Here is a 20,183-nt window from a genome sequence, read left to right as displayed (position 1 = left end):
TTTTAAACTATTACTTTTACTTTTAGTGGGAATATGAAGGCTAAAAAACTGATTCTGGTAACCTCAGAAGCACATCCATCTCATAAACCATTTTTAAAAGTAATAGATGAACTAAGTAAGGAACTAAACTTAGAAAAAGAAATAAAAATGGAAGATTATGCTTTTTTAGCTGACTATGGAGAGAAAGACGAATTTGGAACGACTTTTTTACCACAATTGTTTTTAGAAACAGATGATGGAAAAATTACACCTATATTAACACAAATGCCTTTTAATCCACAGAAGTTAGAGCCTGACCCGGAAGAAGGTAAAAAACAAGCACTTGAAAAAATTAAAAATATCTTGTCCCAATAAATTACATTAGTGAGCAAAGTGAGCTATATACCTCACGTCCCATATGTACCAACACCAGAAAAAGTAGTAAGAAGGATGTTAGAGATCGCTAATGCAGGACCAGAAGATATTGTTTATGATTTAGGATGTGGAGACGGAAGAATCATAATTACTGCAGCAAAAGATTTCAACGTTAAAAAAGCTGTAGGTATTGAAATAAATGACGAAAGAATAAAAGAAGCTCTAGAAAATATAAAGAGAAACGGAGTGGAAAATAAGGCCATAGTAATAAAGGGTAATTTTTTCGAGATCGATCTTTCAGAGGCTACTATAGTCACTATGTTTCTACTAACTAACGTTAATGAAATGTTAAAACCTAAATTAGAAAAAGAGTTAAAGCCTGGTACTAGAGTAGTTTCACATGAATTCGAAATGAGAGGATGGGTACCAAAAGAAGTTATAAAGGTTGAAGACAAAGGTATGACTCATCAAGTTTACTTATATGTTATAGGTGAGCACAAGTGAAGGTTTTAGTAGTCAAAAGTGAAAATGGCCAAGTTTCAAAAAAGGATATTGTAGAAGGTGACTTACCACAAGTATTAAGAAATACAGCTACGTTAGCCCTAAAAGAATGGAATGAGAACTTATCTGATTTCATAATAATGAAAGATATGTATGAAATTCATATTCCTCTGCCCCTTAAACCACAAACCTATGAAATGTTAAAAAATTATATAAAATCTAGAACAAAATCAGAGGCAATAGCTGAGATTCCTATATTTGTGATCAGTTTCGATAATGAGTGGGTTGAGTCAGATTTTAAGGACAAAAAAGTTTATGTTGTTTCTCCTTATATAGATGATAAAAGTGAAAACGAATTATTAGAATACGCAAAACAAGTAACTTCACCAGTACAAGAGACAGAAACAGAAGAAGCCGAAGAAGAAGAATAAAACTACTTTTTACTTATGTTAAAGAAAGTATCGATAGAAGTTGTAGTAAATTGGCCCCAATTAATACCAAACGCTTTTAGTATTTGTTCAAATGTTGATCTTACTGCATCAATATATTTATCCACATCTATCTCACTCAGTTTTGCAAGTTGAACAGGTTTTACACCATCTTTGCTTTTCACTTTGACAAACATTATTATATCTCTAGGTAGAACCATTACACCATAAGATCTTAATTGTAATGCAGCTTTAACATGTTGTGGTGTATTCTTAGTATAACTTTCTAAAGGCTTAGATAACATTACTCTAAATGCCAGCTCATCAAGATTGTAACCCTTATGTCTTAATTTCTCGTATATCTCCTTAATCTTATACTCTAATTGATCTCTTATCTTAGGTATATCATCTGGGGAATTTATAGTAGTGACAAGCTGCTTAACTTCGTTAAACTCTTTTTTAATGAACTCCGGAGTATTTCTCTTCTTGGCTAACATACCTTTAATATCTGTTTTACCATCCGGATAAACACCTAAATAGTTCTTCTTTAGACCAGAAAATGCTACAAATTTATATACTTTATCTACTTCTAAGTCTAAACCAAATTTACCCTTTACAAATTTTATTATTTCTTCTAATTTCTCTTTAGATGGATTCCATAAAAACATCGAATCAGTATCGCCATATAAAACTTGTAAACCAATTGACCTACAATAGTTTACCGTTGTAGTAATAACATATCTACCTATTGCAGTAACACTTTCAGCAACAGCAGGAGCATATAGTGGGAAATTCTCAGCACCAAATACACCATAAGTCGCGTTTATGAATACTTTCATTGCTCTTTGCACTACATCATAAACCGATCTCTGCTCTTCAGATATATTTTGTGACTTTGCCTTTTTCTTGTAAACTTTAACTCTAAAATCTCTCAACAAACCTGTAATTACAGCCGTTATACCAGGCTTATCTTTACATATATAATGTAAAACTTCACCAGTTTCATCTCTTACATATTCTTTGTTCTTACAATTTTCTACATCAACAGTTTCGTAACTTATGTTCCAATTCCTAATAATTGAGGGATACAGTGATGCAAAATCAAGAACAACGACATTAAAGAAAACACCAGCTGGTGGATCAATTACTACAGCACCCTTATATCTCTTCCCTTTTATTATAGCTGCAGTCTTAATCTGACTTGATCTAGTTAGTATTTCTTCTTTTAATGGAATAAGCCAGTTTCTTCTCCTATGTTCCCAATAATATAAGTTTTTAATCCATGTAGAAACTTCAGTTCTAGTTAATTCCTCTAATCCCATCTTTGATATTCTTGCTAATAATATAATTAATTTCCATACCAAATTATTATTAAATGTAGTTAATTTAAGAGTTATTTCAGCATCTCTTGAATTATATTCTATCAGTTTATCAAGATCTAAGAAACTGATTAATGTATCAAGCTTAACTTTAGACATTCCTAATAGTGCTGTGGCTACTGCATCTAGATTATACTCATTATATTTTCCTTCAAATGCATAATTTCTTATTGCTCTATTAAAGAAAAATTTATATAAATCTATATGAATGCCTGCTAAATATTTTCCCTCATCATTTATTATATCAAATGGTATTTCTTCTGGGGTAAAATTAAGCTTTAAAGCCCTATAATAAATATATGGAATATCGAAATCATCACCATTAAATGTCAGTATAATCGGATAATCAAGAATTATATCGAAAAATCTTCTAATTAATTCTCTTTCAGATTTAAATGTTTCTACAATCACATCGTGCTTAGTAATTTGAGAATTTACATCCTCCCTAAGTAGGACTAGAACTCTTTTAGTACCATCATTCCCAGCTAGGGATATGCTTATTATAGGAAATTCTGCTTTCTCTGGATCTGGAATTCGTCCCTTAATAGGAGTATATACTTCTATATCTATTGCTACTCTTTTCACATCAGGAACTTCAGATTCAAAAATAGGAATCCAATCGTTAACGGCTTCTTTAGTCATTTCATCCGAATCAGCAAAAGCCTTTCTTATCTCATCTACTTCTTCTCCTTTAAGTTCTGGTCTTAATTGCTCTAATTTCCCTTTTTTCACTACATAAGGCAAACCTGGTATAAGGCCTAAATCATAGATATAATTGTTAAAATATTTGATATGAGCTTCGTAAGCTTTTGGAACAGAGTTTCTCATCCTTCTTACAGCTAATGGGTCTTTTACAACTATTTTTGTAAGTTTTATCTTATTACCAGAATAAGGGTCTATCTTAATTACTGTTTCCAAATGATCAAAAGAAGGATCTCTTACAACTTTAGGAATTTTATTAACTTTTTCTGGGTCTATATCAGTAAGAAAATAAGGTTTATGGCCTGTATTATCATATAATATGTATATTTTTTTCGTCTCCTTGTCATAGAGTTTACAAATAGCTTTTGATTTTTTGCCATCATAATCAACTTGAAGTAAGAAATAACTCTTCCCTTCTTCAGCCTCCTTTATCCACTCCTTAGGTTTTCTCCTCTCTTCGTTGATATTAGCGTGCGGGATCTCTTCTTTTCTACTTTCATCCTTATTTTGTTCTTTCTTCAATGTAAAATCAAAAAGTGTAATTTGTCTTGCCATTTCTCACTACAAAATATTATTATTCTGAAATACGATATAAACTTAAATGCCATTTAATGAGGGCCCGTAGCTTAGCCAGGACAAAGCACGGGTCTCCGGAACCCGAGATCCCGGGTTCAAATCCCGGCGGGCCCGTCATAAACAGTTAAAATTGATAATTACCACATTTAATGGCATTAAAAGAACAATTTATGATTATAATTATATAGCGTTTCTAGTAAACTGTTTTAAAAAATCTCTAGTTTCAATAGCTACATTTAACCAGTCAGAGTGTTTTTCTATAAATGTCCTTACTTTCTCATCTTCATGCTCCATAGTATATTCTTTTTCAGGCATACTAAGTACTTCATTAGCTACTTTTGCTAAAGATAAATAATCATATTCTTTTACCATTTTCACTGGCTTTAATCCTCCATAAACAAACCTAATAGCTGGTATATCGTAGGCTACTACAGAAGTACCTAGGGCTAAAGTGTCTAAAACTACTAGTGAATACCCATCTTGGTGAGACGGATATATTAAAACTTTTGCCTTGCTAACCGTATCATATACTTCCTCGATTGGCTTATAGCCACGATATTCAATATTCTTAGATTGAAGATTTTTTTTGTATTTTTCTGAAAATAATTTCCCAAAAACAATTATTTTGGTTGAAAGCCTCTCAGCAATTTTTGGTAATTCCATAAGACCTTTTTGAGGTACTAACCTAGCGAAGAAAACTGCATAATCACCTTTATCTTTTATTCTTCTATATTTAAAAATTAACTCTTTATCAAAAGCATTTCCAATTTCATAAACTTTCACTGCCACGTGATACTTTTTTGCTATTTCATCAAGTTTCGAATAGTAAATTGACGCATATGATACCGCGGCTATACCTCTTAATATTCCATCTTCCATGGAAATTTCATATGCTCTTTTATCAAACTTATAAAAAATAGACATTAAAGCATCATAAATAAAACCTTGAAGACCGAGAATCTTTCTATAACCTCTACCAAAAGATGAATATCTAAAAGGTTCATCATGTAATAACTTAACCACTGGGACATTTAATTTCTTCCCTAAATAGTACGATAATCTTAAAGTGATAGTATCTTCATGCATATCATATATTATATCGGGCTTTATCCTATCTAGATCCCTTAATAAAACCTTGTCAGCTCCTATATCATTCCATCTAAATATAACTGTATGAGATTCTATAAAATAATTAATAGTTCTTATTTTGCTTTTATATTTTTGAATATAATCATACACGAAAGGATATATTTGAACTCCAGCTTTTTCTAAGTCTTTTAAAATTTCAATTTTATTATCTATAAGAAAATGTGGAACATATAATGTGACTTCTTCACCTAATTTAGAAAGACCTTTAAGAACATTTATAATATGCGAAGAAACACCTGAAGGATTAAAAACATTCCCTATAGCAAAAATTTTCATACCAAAAAATTTAGCTTGCTTTACCTTTTAATTCTTCTACTCTTTTTACAATCTCATCTAATAAATCCTTTGCTTCTCCAGGATCTATAATAGCCGCTGAGGCAGCAGCCACTTGTAAACCACATGCTTCTCCCAATGCCTTCTTTGACGGGACATAAACATATGGTATTTTCTTTTCCTCACATAATAGTGGTAAGTGAGCTACTATTTCTTCGGGCTGCACGTCTGTTGCAATTACAACCAGCTTGGCTTGACCTCTTTCTACAGCTTTTGTTGTCTCATTAGTTCCTTTCTTTATCTTTCCAGATTCCTTTGCTTTTCTTACAGCATCTAATACCTTATTAGCCAAATCCTCTGGTACATCGAATTTAACATATGAGGGTTTAGACATGCGTTCATCCTCCTCTTATTTCGTCACGCAAAAAAGAATTAACTTATTAGGTTAATAAAGTTACTCATGTGAGAATATTACGGTAACCTTATTATCGATCTTATTATCGACCCTAACGAACCCAAATCTTATGAACTGTACTATTTCATTGATTTTTAGATTCCCAATTTCTTTTTCTCCATAACCGGATATAGGTGGCTTCTCTTCATTCGGATCTGGTATAATTACCTCAACGTTAGAAGCTTCATCCTTTTTTACCCATTGTATGATTTTTGCATTTAATTTCTTCGCGTCTTCCAAAGTTTTACTATGAAATATTAATTTATTTCCAGAAATTGTAACATTGCAAAGTTCCATTAACCTTACTACCGCACCTTCTTCTGCATCCTTCGCGTCAAGAAGAATCTTATCTCCAGGATTTACTAAAATTTCTCTATATTCTGAAGGTTTACTAGGGTTATATGGTATTTTTGCCCTAATTGGTTCTGATAACTCAATAATAAACTCCTTAGGCTGTTGAACGAACATAAGTCTCTTAGCTATTGGATCCAACTTCTTTCTATTAAGTGCAGCTAAATTGTCAAAACTTATAGTTGCATCACTAACCTTTAAACCTACTGTAATTATAGTTTCTATTATTGTTTCTGGTAGAATTCCTCTTCTCCTTAATCCAGCCAACGTAGGTAATCTGGGATCATCAATGCTTACGCCTTTCTCTAATACTGTTCTAATCTTTGATTTACTCATCATAAATCCTTCTAATCTAAGCCTACCAAATTCTTCAACATAAGGATATTTCCAGCCCATGTAGTTGTATATCCATTTCTGTTTTTCTGCATTTACTTCATGTTCTTTACCTCTGAAAATGTGAGTTATACCTAAGTCATGATCGTCTAAGGCACTTGCGAAATTATAAGTAGGCCAAATCCAATATTTATCGCCAGTGATAGGATGAGGGTTTTTCTTAACATCTATTATTCGAAGTAAAACCCAATCTCTTTGCGATGGATCAGGTAAAGAGAGATCAGTTTTTATCCTTACTACAGCTTCTCCTTCTTTAAACTCTCCATTAAGCATCTTCTCAAATAAGTAAAGATTATCCTCCGCTGATTTTAATCTATTTGGACACGGTTTACCAGAATCTCTCATTTTTTTGAACTCTTCCTCTGAGCAAGTATCAACATATGCAAAGCCTTTACTTATAAGCTCTTTAGCCATACTGTAATAGAATTCTAGTCTTTCTGATGCTTTAACTTCTTTATTCCACTTTATACCTAACCATTCAAGATCTTTCCTAATCCAATCATACGCCTCTTTTATTGGCTTTTTAACCTTTGGATCAGTATCGTCAAACCTTAGGATAAACTCACCTTTATACATTTCAGCATATTTATAAGAGATGATAGCTGCCCTAGCATTACCTAAGTGAATGGGCCCATCAGGATTTGGTGCAAATCTTGTAACAAATTTTCCTTCGACCTTAATTGGAGGAAGAGTTTTCTTTTCTGGCTCTTCCTTCTTTTTCTCTTCGAGTAAATCTGGATATTTTTCTTTAAGTTCTCTTTCTTGATCTTGAATACTCATCGAATTTACTTTTTCTACTATTTTCTTTGCTATCTCAGATATTTCCTTAGCTCTAGATCTTAAATCAGGACGCTCAACAAAAATCTTGCTTACAACAGCTTTGTCTTGCGCTTTACCACCGTGTTTATAAGCATTCTGTAGTGCATATTTATATACTAATTCCTCAATTTCTTCCATCTAACTCACCTTTTAATATTTTATCTACGATTTCGACTACTCCTTTTCCACTATTATTTAAAGTAACATAGTTAGCTACCTTTTTAACTTCTTCATCACCATTACCTACAGCAACTTTTATACCAACCTCTTGAAAAAATTCTATATCAGTGCTTGAATCTCCAATTCCTAGAACTTCTGATTTATCTAAATTATGAAGCTCTATTAGTTTTCTTACACCTATTCCTTTACCAGTTTGAGATTTCGAAATATGAATAGCATATCCACTACTCTTAATATAAAGACCCATATTTTTAGCCCATTCTATCATTTTGTCAGAAAGAGTTGGAGGTGTAAAAGATAGATCACAACACTTAAACTCATTTTGCCAGCTTGAAATAACACTAAATATTTTACTAAATTTTTCTGCTAATGATTTATCAATAGGTTCACATACTCTTACAAGCTTGTTATAGTATACTATACAACCATTTTCAGCAACCAAACCCCCATGAAAATAAAAATATGTGTAGAGACCTCTTAGTACTGGATAAGAATTACCGCTTACTAAACCTACCTTTATACCATTTTTCTCTAATCTTCTTAATGATTCTATTGCAGAGAGTTCTATCTCATATGAATTTCTATCAACTGTTAACGTACCATCTACGTCTACTAAAACTAACCTTATCAACTAAGTAAGTCCCTCGCTTTTTTTGAATACATGCCTTCAACATAAATTCTTCTGATATAAATAACTGAAGGAATTACGTTAAGTAGAGTACTTGAATACTCCTTTAGGTCCTTTTCTTTGTTCTTAGTCTTTATTTTTATTTTAGATTTATCTATGATTTTAATTGCTTCCTCAAACGGATATATAGCTGTTTCTGGAATTCCGTACCTAGTAAGTTTTAGCACATTTTCCTCTATTCTAGATTCAATATTTTGAAAAGAAATTTCTTCATAAACTACTTTAGGACCATTCCTATCTAAGAAATTTTTTATCTTAACTTTTATGCTGTCTGGTACAGATGGGTCAAATAGGCTTTCATATAATTTTGAAAATAGCCATTCATCGTCCCAATATGCAAAGTAGTTTGTAGTCACGCTATCTTTAAGAAAAGATTCATCGAAAATCCCAGGACAGCAGAATTCTGATAATTGAGAGAAAATATTTCTTAATTGAATTTCGTACCCTAAAATAGTTTTATGATAATAAACTGACTGGTACATATGCAATCTGGATATATAAAAATTTTCTAAGGAAGTTAATCCCTTATCAAGAATTATTATTGTTTTATTCTCTCCGTAATTAATAGTATCAATAAGTCTATCTAAATCTAAGTTACCTAATTGCACACCAGTATGTTTTGAATCTCTTATTAGATAATCCATCCTATCTACATCTACATCACTATCTATTATAGCTGAAAGAAAAGATTGACCGTGATATATATCTAGTATTTTCTTCGAAGAAATAGAATATTCTTCAAATATCTCGTTTATTTCTTGACTTTTTGTAATTATTAAATCTCTTAAATATTTATTACTAATATTCTTGCTAAGAAATAAAGGCTCAATAGAATGACTAAAGGGAAATTGACCCAAATCATTTAATAAAGCTGCAAGCCTAAGATACTGGATCTCTTCTTGGTTTATTACTCCTTCATTATAAAGTCTCAAGCCTAATCTATTTGCTAAATGTAGTGCTCCAATAGAATGGCTAAACCGAGTATGCATAGCGCCTGGGTACACAATATAAGCTAAACTAGTTTGTTTAACTCGTCTTAATCTTTGGAAAATGGGTGTATCAACTAATTTTGTCTCTATATCATTAAGTGTTATATAACCATGAATCTCATCGAATATTTTTTTCATAACTAAAATGGTGTAGTATTATTATTAAAAATTTGGTGAAGCCCATCTCGGCTTAGAAGGGCTGCGGGTCCTCGCGGATCCCACGGCCCTTCTAACGTGGGCGGCTTAACTTCCGGGTTCGAGACGAGTCCGGGTGTTACCCGCCCACTATGGCCGAGTGGGCAATTAATAAATAGTTTAACTCCCTTAAAAAACTATCTTACATAATACTTACTTCTTCTCATTTACTGATTTCGCGTAAATTCCCCAAATATATAATGGAGAACCGTCATTTGGACATGTACCATCAATCTTTAGCACAAAATCTCCTTCCCTAAATTGCCTTTCTACAGAATAAGAGCATTTTAAGCACTTTAGAACAGTGATAATTGTTTTATTCTGTTGAGTCTGATTAACTTGACTCACTGTGCAACACCTACTGTGTTACCTACACCCACTAAGATTACAGTATCACCTGGCTGAGTTCTCTGCTTGATTAATTGTTTAACCATTTCGACTACTTTATCTGCAGCTTCATAAACTTCTTTTGGCATCTCAGTTATAGCCTCCTCCATGCTCATTTTAACTATTAAAGCATCAATTGGAATATTGTATTTCACAGCAACCCTTTCAATAGCTATTTTTTCTGGTCCAGGATCACCCATTGCTACACCAGTTCCCTCTGCTATACTTCCAGTTTGCTCTCCTTCAAGCTTTGCAGCAGCATCAACAGTTATAATTCTGCTAACTTTTCCACCCAACTTATTTACAACATTTTCCACAGCCTCGCCTGGAGTTCCCACTGTTGCCATAGGTCCTTCAGCCTTTAATACTATTAATCTTCTCCCTTCAAATTCTGTTTCTCCTGCTATCATTTCTCTACTTGGTGACCATTTCTCAGATATATTAACTAGAAATCTTGAAGCTACTAGAGGTCCTAATGAATCTCCGACCGGTATACCTTTTAGAAATACATCTTGTGCTTTTTCGTAAGCCTCAGCCATTTTAACGAGCATTGGTACGATAGACTGTAACTGTACTAATATAAAATAACTTTGAAGTTTTTTCCCTAATATTAGATAATGTCTAATTACTTTATATATCATATTTAATGCGTTAACTATTTCAGCTGAAACTTCTATTTTACTTCTAGTTACTGGATCCAAATTTGGCAAAGAAAGCATTATTAATTGTTTTATTTTATCTTCACTGGTTCTTATTAGAAGTCTCATTCTGCTTATTATATCAGTTGGTTCGACATTTACTGGGTCTATTGTAAACCATTCAGCAAATTTTTCTGTTAACTCATCTGCATTTACCGCACCATTCTTTTTAAGTAGCTCAACAGTTTTCTTTTTAGCATTTTTACTGAAATTCTCTAGTTTCAAAAGTCCATTTTCTATGTCCCTTGCCACAAAATAAATATACATCTTCTGTTGAAATCCAGGCAATGATAGTAGTATTATAATTAAGAAGAATACAAAGTAGCCTATTATAGTATAGGTAGCATTAATTTGACTTGAGCTACTTTGTGCATATGCTAATAGATCTAACATGCTTCTCATTGATTAATATTATATGCCACCTAATTAAACTTTATTAAAAATTAATGGATGGCTTAAATGTTGTTCATAGTGCTATTATTAAGCTATTTATAAATGGTTATGTTTCTACAGAAAGTAATAACATTAAATAAGATGTCTCCATGAGTTTAGATTAGATCATTTGCAACAAAATGTTAATCTTGTTAAGTTATAATTTCAGCACCATCTCTAGTAACTAGTACCGTGTGCTCAAACTGAGAAACTAATCCTTTTCTTACTTCTATTAAAATTGGATATGCCCTTAATGCACCCCTTCTTACTAAAGTTTTTAACATTTGTCTTATGTAATTAGGTTCTCCCAGATCTCTTAACCATCTTTCATTGAATGGTAGCATATTTGCTTTTTTATATATTTCAGCTAGGAATCTTTTTTCTTCATCAGTAAGTCCTTTAGCATTTAGTGTTTTAATTGAATAAATAGTAATATCTTTACCTTCAATAACCTCTCCTTCCCCATTTGTTGCAAATGGTTCTATAGCATAGGTATTACCTTCAATAATTCTTCCAAGGCCTCTTTCATAAATGTTTGGTACAAACACTCCAGCATGAAGTTCATATCGTCTTATCAAATGGCCTCCTAAATTCCTTATAGGTTTGAAACCATGGATCTTTATTATTTTTTCTATGTTTTTTCCAATCTCTCCTAAATCAGTACCGGGTTTAAAGTTAGCTATAGCAGCGTTGAGTGCATCTTTTGCTGCTTCAGCAAGTTTTTGGTATTTATCGTCTAATACTACTGTAACTGCCGTATCAGTAATATAACCATCAATATGAGCACCTATATCTAATTTTACTACAGCACCTTCTGGAATAGTTTTTTCATCATCTATTAATGGGCTATAATGAGCTGCTTCAGAATTTATAGACAGATTGCAAGGAAACGCTGGTTTAGCTCCCTCTTCTATTATTATCTTTTCTACTGTTTCACAAATATCATAAACTTTAGCTCCAGGTTTTATCAGTTTAGCACCATAATCTCTAGCCTTTGCAGCTATCTTGCCTGCTTTTCTTAATAATTCTAAATCTGATTCTTCCACACTGTAACAAAGGAATAGAAACTTTAATTTTTTCCTTTAAAATAACTTTGTATATGCCACAATTAAGATGGCTAGGTCACGCAGCAGTTGAATTAAATCTAGGCGGTAAGCATATTTTAATAGACCCAATGATAAAAGATAATCCAGTATCACCAGTAAAATTAAATTATTTTGAAAATAATTTAAACTTAATAATAGTAACTCATGACCATTATGACCATTTAGGAGATACTGTTGAACTAATGAAAATAAATCCTAAGGCTTATCTATTTGCAACTTACGATTTAGAAAATTATCTTGCTACTCAATTTAATATACCCTGGGAAAGAATGATCCCGGCAAATGTAGGAGGTTACATAGATTTTGATGGCATAAAGTTAGCATTAACTAAGGCTGTTCACTCGAGCGAACATAGCGATCCTACTGGGGCTATTGTAAGTGGAGAAGGAGTTACAATTTATCATGCTGGAGATACTGGATTATTCGAGGATATGAAACTTATTGGAGAGATCTTTAAACCAGATTACGTTCTTTTACCAATAGGAGGGCGCTTTACTATGGATCCTTATCAAGCTGCGATTGCTGTCGAAATGCTTAAACCAAAGAAGTATGCTATTCCTATTCATTATAATACATGGGATCTAATAAAAGTAGATCCTAATGATTTTGTAAAAGAAGTTTCAAAAAGAGGATATAAAGCTTTAGTACTTCAGCCAGGGCAGAGTGTGGAGTTATAGATGTTAAGTGAAAGCGAGATTAAAATTCTCGAGTATTTAAGTAAGAAAAGGGAAGCTTCAGCTGAGGATATAAGCAAACAACTTAACATACCCATAGAAAGTGTTTTCAGTATTTCACAGTTACTAAAAGAAAAAGGATACATAGAAGTTGAGGAAAAAAAAGTTATAAAATATGAGCTTACTGATGAAGGAAAAAGAAGATTAAAGGAGGGTTTTCCGGAGGAAAAACTAGTTAAATTATTAGATGGAAAAGAGAAAAAAATACATGAATTAAAGGATAAACTAGGAAGAGATTTTGAAATTTCTATTGGATGGGCTAAAAGAAAAGGGCTTGTAAAAATAGATGGAGATACAGTCATACCACTTGTTAAAGACTATGAGGCAAAGGAAGAAAAAGAAGCATTAATAAATCCAGAAAAAGCAAACAAAGATATTTTGCAGCAATTATTAAATAGAAAACTACTCATAAAAAAAGAGGAAAAAATATTGAATATAAGACTTATAAGAGAACCCTTAGAAATCAAACCGGCATTAATATTTTTAACTCCAGAGCTTTTAGCTAGCGGGGAATGGAAAAAATATGCTTTAAGGGAATATAACGTAGAAGCTTATCCTCCTTTTTACCCTATAGGGAAAAAACATTTCTTTAAAGAATTCCTAGAGAGATTAAGAGATTTAATGAGAGACTTAGGATTTAAAGAAGTATACAGTGATTATGTAGAGATAGAATTTTATAACTTTGATCTTCTATTTCAAGCTCAAGACCACCCTGCTAGAGAAATTCATGATAGTTTTGCAATAAGTGGTAAAGGTAAATTAACCGACGAGAAATTAATAGAGAGAGTTAAACAAATCCATGAGAGAGGATGGAAGTATAATTGGGATGTCAATATTTCAATGAGACTTATGTTAAGAAGTCAAACTACAGCAACTACTGCAAGAGTTTTAGCATCAAGACCTAAACCACCAATAAGAGTTTTCACGATAGGTAAAGTCTTCAGACCAGATTCGATAGATGCTACGCACTTAATTGAATTTCATCAACTAGATGGTTTAGTAATAGAAGATAATTTCACTTTTAGAGATTTATTAGGTACTCTTAAGGAAATATTCAACGGTATCGGAATTAAAGAAATAAGATTTAAACCAGCCTATTTTCCATTCACTGAACCAAGCGTGGAAGTTTACGGAAAAATAGAGGGATTAGGATGGGTTGAGATGGCTGGGGCAGGTTTGTTAAGACCAGAAATCCTAGAAGCAGTTGAAATTAACTCATCTGCTGGTGCATGGGGATTAGGAATAGATAGATTAGCTATGTTACTTCTTGGTCTTAAAGATATAAGATTATTATATGCTACAGATATTGAATACCTAAGAAATAGAAAGGTTGAGATAAATGCCGACAATTAATATATACAAGTGGCGACTATTAAATGAGTTAAAAATTAGTGAAACCCAATTAGAGGATTTATTATTTAATCTAAAGTCTGAAATGAAACCAATAGACCAAGATCATATAGAGATAGAAATAAACAATGATAGGCCAGATTTACTATTTGTTTATGGAATTATTAGATCAATAAAGGGGCTTCTTAAGAAAGAGTTAGGAGAACCAAGATATAGCGTCAAAGATACTGATTACGTATTTGAGATTAAAGAAGTACCAAGTAGACCTTATGCTCTAGCAGCTGTTGTTGAAGATATTAAGTTTGATGATGAGTTATTAAAGGAACTTATTCAATTTCAAGAGAAACTTCATATAACTGTTGGGAGAAAAAGGAAAAAAATTGCTATAGGATTACATGATTTAAAGAAAATAGATTCTAAACATATTATCTACACAACTGTTAATTTAGACTATAAATTCATTCCATTAAACTCAGATAAAGAAATGAGCGTAAGAGAGATCCTTGAATCAACGCCTCAGGGAAAAGAATATGGAAATATTTCACTTTTAGATGGAAAGATGCCAGCAATAATGCAAGATGATGGGCAAATTTTAAGTTTACCACCAGTTATAAATTCAGAAAAAACTAGGATTAACACTAAAACGCAAAGCCTTTTCATAGATGTTACTGGAACTTCACTTGATACAGTTATATTCACACTAGATGTTATAGTTACTAATCTTGCGGAAATGGGCGGAAAAATTGGTAGAATAAAAGTAATTTCACCATATGTGGATAAATCTCCATTGCTTCAACATAAATCTATAAAGATTACAGCAGAATATATAAATAAAATTCTTGGAACAAATCTGAATAAGAATGAAATAATAGAATATTTAAAAATGGCTCGGTTTGATGTTAACGATCTAGGAAAAGAAATAGAAGTTATAATTCCCCCGTATAGAAATGATATCTTGTCTCAAATAGATATTACAGAAGAAGTTGCAATTACATATGGATACAACAATTTGTCACCATCACCATATAAAATAGAAAAAATGGGCTCCTTATCTAATAGAACTAAGTTAATACGAATATTAAGGGACTTAAGCATTGGAGGAGGATTTACAGAGATATTTACATTTACTTTGATTAACGAATCATTTCTTCTTGGAGACTTTGTTAAAATACTTAACCCAATTACAGTTGACTATAATTCAGTAAGAAACTCACTTTTACCAAGCATATTAATATTCTTAAGCAAAAATCAACACGCTAGAATGCCTATTAGAGTCTTCGAAATAGGAGACGTTGTAATTAGAAACGAGAATACAGAAACTGGCTATTCAAATAAATTAAATGCTGCATATGCGATTATGAATAGTAGAGTAAGTTTTGAGGAACTGCAAGCTCCGCTTCATGAAATTCTAAATAGTCTTGGAATAAATCTTGTATATAAAAGAGATACTCATCCTCTCTTTATAGAGGGAAGGATTGCGTCTATTCATGCAAATAATAAAAAGATAGGTATTATTGGCGAAGTTAATCCAAATATACTGGAAAAATTAGGTATTGAATATCCAATTGTTATGAGTGAAATTTATTTAGATGAAATAAAAGACATACTTTAATGTTCGCTTATCTTTCAAATGGAATTAGAATTTTTTATGAAGATAGAGGAAAATACGAAAATAAAACTATTATTCTAATTCATCATCTTGCAGGAAGCATTAACAGTTGGAAGTATATTACGCCAGTATTATCCGAAAAATTTAGGGTCCTTGTATACGATTTAAGAGGACATGGTAGATCCTCAATTCCTCCAGGTCCATACAAAATAGAAGAACACTCAGAAGATTTAGAGGGGCTAATAGAAGAACTTGGAATAGAAGACCCAATAATTGTTGGACATTCTATAGGTTCTCTAATAGCAATAGATTACGCTTTAAATAATTATGTTAAGAAACTTATTTTAATAGGAGCTTTATATAAAGCACCTAACCCTGAACCTTATCAGAAATATGTTTCAATAGCCATGAATTTAGGAATGGTAGCATTAGCAGAATATCGTAGAAGTCAGGGAGAACTCTCAAACTCTTTAATAAATAATCCGACTTTATGGAAAGACTTTATTAATATTTATAATGAAAACACCCCTTTAGGCTATAAATATGCTGTAGAAGGTTTACTTTCAGCAAAAGATTACTCAAAGGAATTACAAAAAATAGATAGTAATGTATTACTAATTTATGGCGATAAAGATAAATTATCTGCAAACGTTACTGTTTTCCAGCAGAACATACGCAACTTAACTGTACAAACATTTAAGGGTTACGGACACTTCTTAAATCTAGAGGAGCCAAAAGGTTTAATAGAAGCTATAGTTAACTTTGTATAATTGTTCCACCTAGTTTAACCCCTATTTCTTTTAATTCCTCTAATGCTTTTTGAATTCTTTCTTTTATTTCTGCTTCATTTTCTGAACTGCCGGCTATTTGAATTTCAAGAATTGGCTTTGATAATTCTTGTCCCTTAGGATGAGTTTTTATATATAAATCATATTTCTTAACAAGCTGTTTCACATATGGAGCAATAGTCGACTCCATTACACCTTCTAAAAGAAAACTCGTTTCTAAATACTTAACACTAGGTCTATCTTTCAGATATTTTTTAATGAAATTTTCCAGTACATCTTCCATTTCTTTAGGTACTCCTGGTGTGGCTAAAATAGTTATACCTTGATAGACAATAAGTATCCCTGGAGCTACACCAGCATTATTTTCTACTGGGATTGAACCTTTAGGCATTATTGCCATTTTCTTTCTTTCTTCAGTTATTTCTATGTTAAGTTTGGAATATTTTTCTAATAACATTTTGTAAGCAATTTCATTTAATTCTAACTCTATATTTAATGCCTTAGCTAAACCTTCATTAGTTTTATCATCATAAGTGGGACCTAAACCACCAGTAGATATAATAATTCTGGGTCTTCTATTAATAGCTTCTCTGAAAGCGGAAACTATTTCCTCAATTTCATCTCTAACTACCGTTATTCTTCTTACGGTATATCCTAATGACGTTAATCTCCTTGCTATGTGAGAAGCATTAGTATTAATTGTTCTTCCAGTAAGAATCTCATTTCCAATGTTTATTATCTCAGCGTACCAAATCTCCACAATAATAGATAAAAACTTTTAAGTATATATAGGGTTGTGAAAGCATGTTCGAAAGATTTCTTTCAAAAGACGTATCAAATTTAAGGTCGTCAGAAATTAGAGATTTATTAAAACTGACTGAAGGAAAAAAAGTTATTAGTTTAGCTGGCGGTTTACCAGATCCTACTACTTTTCCCGTTGAAGAGATTAGAAAAATAACTGACGATGTACTCAGAGAAAAACCTGATAGAGCCCTACAATATTCAACAACGTCTGGGATAACTGAGTTCAAAAAAGAGCTTGTTAACCTATCAAGATACAGAGGAATAAGCGGTATAAATGAAAATAATACATTCGTAACTGTAGGAAGCCAAGAAGCCTTATTTATGATATTTAATCTCCTAGTAGACCCGGGAGATACTGTAATCGTGGAAATGCCCACATATCTTGCTGCACTTAATATTCTTAGAGCGAGAAAACCCAATTTCATTGGCGTCCATCTTACACAAAATGGTCCAGACCTTGATGAATTAGAGAGAAAAGTAAAAGAGAGCATAAGTAATGGCAAAAAACCGAAGCTAATGTATGTTATACCTACAGCTCAAAACCCTGGAGGAACAACAATGAGTTTAGATGATAGGAAAAGACTTCTTGAAATAGCTCAGAAATACGACTTTTTACTTATAGAAGATGATGCTTATGGCTTTTTAGTTTTTGACGGAGAAGCACCACCACCACTTATAAGTTTAGATAAAGAAGGAAGAGTAATATATACATCTACATTCAGTAAAATTTTAGCGCCAGGTTTAAGATTAGGATGGGTTGTAGCACAAGAAGAGTTTATAAGAGAAATGGAGTTATACAAGCAGAATATAGATTTGCATACTCCTACACTTACTCAAATGATAGCAATGGAGGCAATAAAAAGAGGAGTTATACAAAATCAGTTACCATTGATCAGAAGAGTATATAGAGAAAAAAGAGATGTAATGCTAGCAGCAATAGAGAAATACTTCCCGAAAGAAGCTAGGTGGAGCAGACCAGTTGGAGGAATGTTTGTTTTCGCCTGGTTACCAGAAAAAGTAGATACAGTAAAGATGTTAGAGGAAAGCATGAGAAGAGGAGTAGCCTATGTTCCTGGATCTAGTTTCTACCATGATTATTCTGGGAGGAATACTATGAGATTAAACTTCAGCTATCCTACTAAACAAGAACTAGAAGAAGGTATAAAAATTCTAGGAAATACTATACTAGATTTTCTTAAATAATTTTTCTACATTTATTATAATTCCAGGTTTTGACGTGGGAATTGAAGAGAATAGATCATCAGATATCCCAATAAGTTCATTAAAGAATTTATCACTAATTTCATTTTCTATATATTCGAAAACTCCATTAATTTTTGCAGGTTCTATCAGTTTTATATTATTAGGACTCAGAGCAGGCCAAGTATTCATAAACTTAGGCATTATAATTACAGCATTAATAGGTAAAGATCTTAATACAGCCCTTGGCCAGCTCCTCATAGTTGTAATTAATATCACTTCCCATTTCGCATTATCGATTTCTTTGACTTCTTCAACTCCATAAATCTTTACTTTATAAGCATCGTCCCTAAACATACTAATTTTATTTGCATAACCTACAAGCATCTGTGCAGAAATTAACCCCGTTAACCCATCACCTATAATTAGAACATTTTCACCTCTTGTTATTTTCCTTAGCTGTAATCCGATACTAACGAAAGGATATAAAACGAATTTTTCTATATAATCTGGCGGAAGAGGTACTATTGAATCATCTGGAATAACAGCTTTCTCAACTAATATACCATCGATTTCTGTCCCAATCCCACCGTATTTTTTTGAATAAGGTAAAACAATAGCATGTTTTCCTTCCAATTGAGTGTCGACATCTAAACCTACTGTGTCAATTTTTACAATCCCAGTACTTCCTAATATTGTTCCAGGATGTATCCAAAGTAACCCAGTATAAATTGAGTTTTCTATTCCAGATATTAATACCTTTATGGGAGATACTAGTAAGAAATCATTTTTAATAGGCTTTTCAACGATATCTTTCATTGTAATACCTAAATCAAATACTATTGCATTCATTCAATACTAATTATGGTAAGCTATTATTAAATTTAAGGAAAAAGTAATGATTATGCGAATTGTACATAATCTTAGTAAGGATGCTAGAGAGAGAATAATAAGTCTTTTACTAGAAAAGAGAAGTAAAAAAGAGTTGGCAGAAGAGTTAGGCATATCGCCCTCTGCTATAACCAAATTTTTAAATGGATTAACGCATCCAAGTGATGAAACTATAGAGAGAGCAATAGAAATAGCTGATGAGGAGGAAAAAGAAAGAATATACGAGATAATAATCGAAGATATAGTGGAAAGTCTTGAGGAATTCATAAAAAATAATTATTTTAATAGTGAAAAAATTAAAAACATCATAATTAGATCTTTTTAGGCTCGTATAAAGGACATGTTATGCATAATTCCGGGAACTTTGCTACTACAACTTTTTTGGAACCATTTTCAGTAACAAATATGGCATCTTGTGGAATACCCAATTTTTCGGGCTCACTTATACTCCAAGCTGAACATGAGTCATTATTTACGTATCTACAAGTCTTTGATTTCCATATGCCTTGTGATTTTGCTATATTTAACCAACCTGTTATTGTATGTAGTTTATCTAATTCTGATTTTATTTTTTCAAACTCTATATTATTATTATTATTAATTTGTTTAATTTTATCCTCTAATTGCTTTATTTCATTTTCTAGATCTGAAGCTGATATCAGAACAATATTAGGTTTAAGCGTCTCTTCTGTTGTGCTCATGTTATTATGATTAATTTTAATACTTTTTTAAGGGGGAGTGCTAATAAAAACG

At 32.1% G+C, this 20,183-nt stretch carries 21 protein-coding genes, 1 tRNA gene and 1 rRNA gene; 10 read left to right on the top strand and 13 right to left on the bottom strand.

Annotated features, from left to right (window positions below; genetic code table 11):
• Positions 1-33 precede the first annotated feature (33 nt).
• Genes D1869_RS08015 through D1869_RS08005 form a run of 3 tightly spaced genes read left to right on the top strand, consistent with a single transcriptional unit; the run spans position 34 to position 1,286 of the window.
• A complete protein-coding gene (locus D1869_RS08015) occupies positions 34-354 on the top strand; it encodes a hypothetical protein (protein ID WP_156014641.1) in 321 nt (106 codons plus the stop codon).
• Positions 355-372: 18 nt separating this feature from the next.
• Positions 373-858 (top strand): protein-lysine N-methyltransferase, encoded by a 486-nt coding sequence (locus D1869_RS08010; RefSeq protein ID WP_052846965.1) that lies wholly within the window; start codon positions 373-375, stop codon positions 856-858.
• Positions 855-1,286: a DUF2286 domain-containing protein gene (locus tag D1869_RS08005; RefSeq protein ID WP_010979472.1), complete on the top strand. Its 432-nt coding sequence runs from the start codon at positions 855-857 to the stop codon at positions 1,284-1,286. The genes D1869_RS08010 and D1869_RS08005 overlap by 4 nt, the downstream gene beginning before the upstream one ends.
• Positions 1,287-1,288: 2 nt before the next feature.
• Here D1869_RS08005 and D1869_RS08000 read toward each other — a convergent pair whose 3' ends face one another.
• On the bottom strand, positions 1,289-3,919 hold the full coding sequence (locus tag D1869_RS08000) for a DNA-directed DNA polymerase I (protein ID WP_156014640.1): 2,631 nt from the start codon (positions 3,917-3,919) through the stop codon (positions 1,289-1,291).
• Positions 3,920-3,979: 60 nt separating this feature from the next.
• On the opposite strand from D1869_RS08000, the gene D1869_RS07995 reads away from it, so the two are divergent.
• A tRNA-Arg gene (locus tag D1869_RS07995) sits at positions 3,980-4,054 on the top strand.
• A 66-nt stretch (positions 4,055-4,120) separates the two neighbouring features.
• Here the strand turns inward: D1869_RS07995 and D1869_RS07990 are convergent.
• The 9 genes from D1869_RS07990 to map all read right to left on the bottom strand — a co-directional run bounded on the left by D1869_RS07990 (position 4,121) and on the right by map (position 11,994).
• Positions 4,121-5,365, bottom strand: a complete 1,245-nt coding sequence (locus tag D1869_RS07990; RefSeq protein WP_156014639.1) for a glycosyltransferase family 4 protein — start codon at positions 5,363-5,365, stop codon at positions 4,121-4,123.
• A 10-nt stretch (positions 5,366-5,375) separates the two neighbouring features.
• On the bottom strand, positions 5,376-5,756 hold the full coding sequence (gene rpl7ae / locus D1869_RS07985) for a 50S ribosomal protein L7Ae (RefSeq protein WP_010979469.1): 381 nt from the start codon (positions 5,754-5,756) through the stop codon (positions 5,376-5,378).
• Between the two features lie 60 nt (positions 5,757-5,816).
• Entirely contained in the window at positions 5,817-7,517 is a 1,701-nt protein-coding gene (locus tag D1869_RS07980; protein ID WP_156014638.1) for a glutamate--tRNA ligase, read from the bottom strand.
• Positions 7,504-8,190: a phosphoglycolate phosphatase gene (locus tag D1869_RS07975; RefSeq protein WP_156014637.1), complete on the bottom strand. Its 687-nt coding sequence runs from the start codon at positions 8,188-8,190 to the stop codon at positions 7,504-7,506. Before D1869_RS07975 ends, D1869_RS07980 begins: the two co-directional genes overlap by 14 nt.
• Entirely contained in the window at positions 8,187-9,374 is a 1,188-nt protein-coding gene (locus D1869_RS07970; protein ID WP_156014636.1) for an HD domain-containing protein, read from the bottom strand. Before D1869_RS07970 ends, D1869_RS07975 begins: the two co-directional genes overlap by 4 nt.
• A gap of 42 nt (positions 9,375-9,416) precedes the next feature.
• Positions 9,417-9,535 (bottom strand): 5S ribosomal RNA (gene rrf / locus D1869_RS07965).
• 49 nt (positions 9,536-9,584) lie between these two features.
• A complete protein-coding gene (locus D1869_RS07960) occupies positions 9,585-9,779 on the bottom strand; it encodes a hypothetical protein (protein ID WP_156014635.1) in 195 nt (64 codons plus the stop codon).
• Positions 9,776-10,918, bottom strand: coding sequence for a DUF1512 domain-containing protein (locus D1869_RS07955; RefSeq protein WP_156014634.1), 1,143 nt, complete (start codon positions 10,916-10,918; stop codon positions 9,776-9,778). The genes D1869_RS07960 and D1869_RS07955 overlap by 4 nt, the downstream gene beginning before the upstream one ends.
• 182 nt (positions 10,919-11,100) lie before the next feature.
• Positions 11,101-11,994, bottom strand: coding sequence for a type II methionyl aminopeptidase (gene map / locus D1869_RS07950; protein ID WP_156014633.1), 894 nt, complete (start codon positions 11,992-11,994; stop codon positions 11,101-11,103).
• Positions 11,995-12,047: 53 nt separating this feature from the next.
• On the opposite strand from map, the gene D1869_RS07945 reads away from it, so the two are divergent.
• The 4 genes from D1869_RS07945 to D1869_RS07930 are packed head-to-tail and all read left to right on the top strand — an operon-like array spanning position 12,048 to position 16,517.
• Positions 12,048-12,731, top strand: a complete 684-nt coding sequence (locus D1869_RS07945) for a metal-dependent hydrolase (protein ID WP_156014632.1) — start codon at positions 12,048-12,050, stop codon at positions 12,729-12,731.
• Positions 12,732-14,141 carry a phenylalanine--tRNA ligase subunit alpha gene (pheS, locus tag D1869_RS07940; RefSeq protein ID WP_156014631.1) on the top strand — a complete coding sequence of 470 codons (1,410 nt, stop codon included), beginning with the start codon at positions 12,732-12,734 and terminating at the stop codon, positions 14,139-14,141. It abuts the gene before it with no gap.
• The gene (gene pheT / locus D1869_RS07935) at positions 14,128-15,750 is read left to right on the top strand and encodes a phenylalanine--tRNA ligase subunit beta (RefSeq protein WP_156014630.1); all 1,623 of its coding nucleotides are present in this window, start codon (positions 14,128-14,130) and stop codon (positions 15,748-15,750) included. The genes pheS and pheT overlap by 14 nt, the downstream gene beginning before the upstream one ends.
• Positions 15,750-16,517 carry an alpha/beta fold hydrolase gene (locus D1869_RS07930; RefSeq protein ID WP_156014629.1) on the top strand — a complete coding sequence of 256 codons (768 nt, stop codon included), beginning with the start codon at positions 15,750-15,752 and terminating at the stop codon, positions 16,515-16,517. Before pheT ends, D1869_RS07930 begins: the two co-directional genes overlap by 1 nt.
• On the opposite strand, the gene D1869_RS07925 is transcribed toward D1869_RS07930, so the two are convergent.
• Positions 16,504-17,295 carry a nicotinamide mononucleotide deamidase-related protein gene (locus tag D1869_RS07925; RefSeq protein WP_010979458.1) on the bottom strand — a complete coding sequence of 264 codons (792 nt, stop codon included), beginning with the start codon at positions 17,293-17,295 and terminating at the stop codon, positions 16,504-16,506. The two genes, D1869_RS07930 and D1869_RS07925, sit on opposite strands and share 14 nt — an antisense overlap.
• A 44-nt stretch (positions 17,296-17,339) precedes the next feature.
• On the opposite strand from D1869_RS07925, the gene D1869_RS07920 reads away from it, so the two are divergent.
• Entirely contained in the window at positions 17,340-18,542 is a 1,203-nt protein-coding gene (locus D1869_RS07920; protein ID WP_156014628.1) for an aminotransferase-like domain-containing protein, read from the top strand.
• On the opposite strand, the gene D1869_RS07915 is transcribed toward D1869_RS07920, so the two are convergent.
• Positions 18,525-19,391, bottom strand: coding sequence for an MDR/zinc-dependent alcohol dehydrogenase-like family protein (locus D1869_RS07915; RefSeq protein ID WP_156014627.1), 867 nt, complete (start codon positions 19,389-19,391; stop codon positions 18,525-18,527). The two genes, D1869_RS07920 and D1869_RS07915, sit on opposite strands and share 18 nt — an antisense overlap.
• Before the next feature lie 52 nt (positions 19,392-19,443).
• Here D1869_RS07915 and D1869_RS07910 point away from each other — a divergent pair, with 52 nt between their 5' ends.
• On the top strand, positions 19,444-19,755 hold the full coding sequence (locus tag D1869_RS07910; RefSeq protein ID WP_156015937.1) for a helix-turn-helix domain-containing protein: 312 nt from the start codon (positions 19,444-19,446) through the stop codon (positions 19,753-19,755).
• Here the strand turns inward: D1869_RS07910 and D1869_RS07905 are convergent.
• Positions 19,742-20,131, bottom strand: coding sequence for a hypothetical protein (locus D1869_RS07905; RefSeq protein WP_156014626.1), 390 nt, complete (start codon positions 20,129-20,131; stop codon positions 19,742-19,744). The two genes, D1869_RS07910 and D1869_RS07905, sit on opposite strands and share 14 nt — an antisense overlap.
• Positions 20,132-20,183 lie beyond the last annotated feature (52 nt).

Origin of the sequence: Sulfurisphaera ohwakuensis (assembly GCF_009729055.1) — an archaeon.
Taxonomy (GTDB): Archaea; Thermoproteota; Thermoprotei_A; order Sulfolobales; family Sulfolobaceae; genus Sulfurisphaera; species Sulfurisphaera ohwakuensis.
The sequence above is the reverse complement of the archived record's forward strand: the minus strand, read 5'-3'. Positions and strand labels throughout refer to the sequence as shown.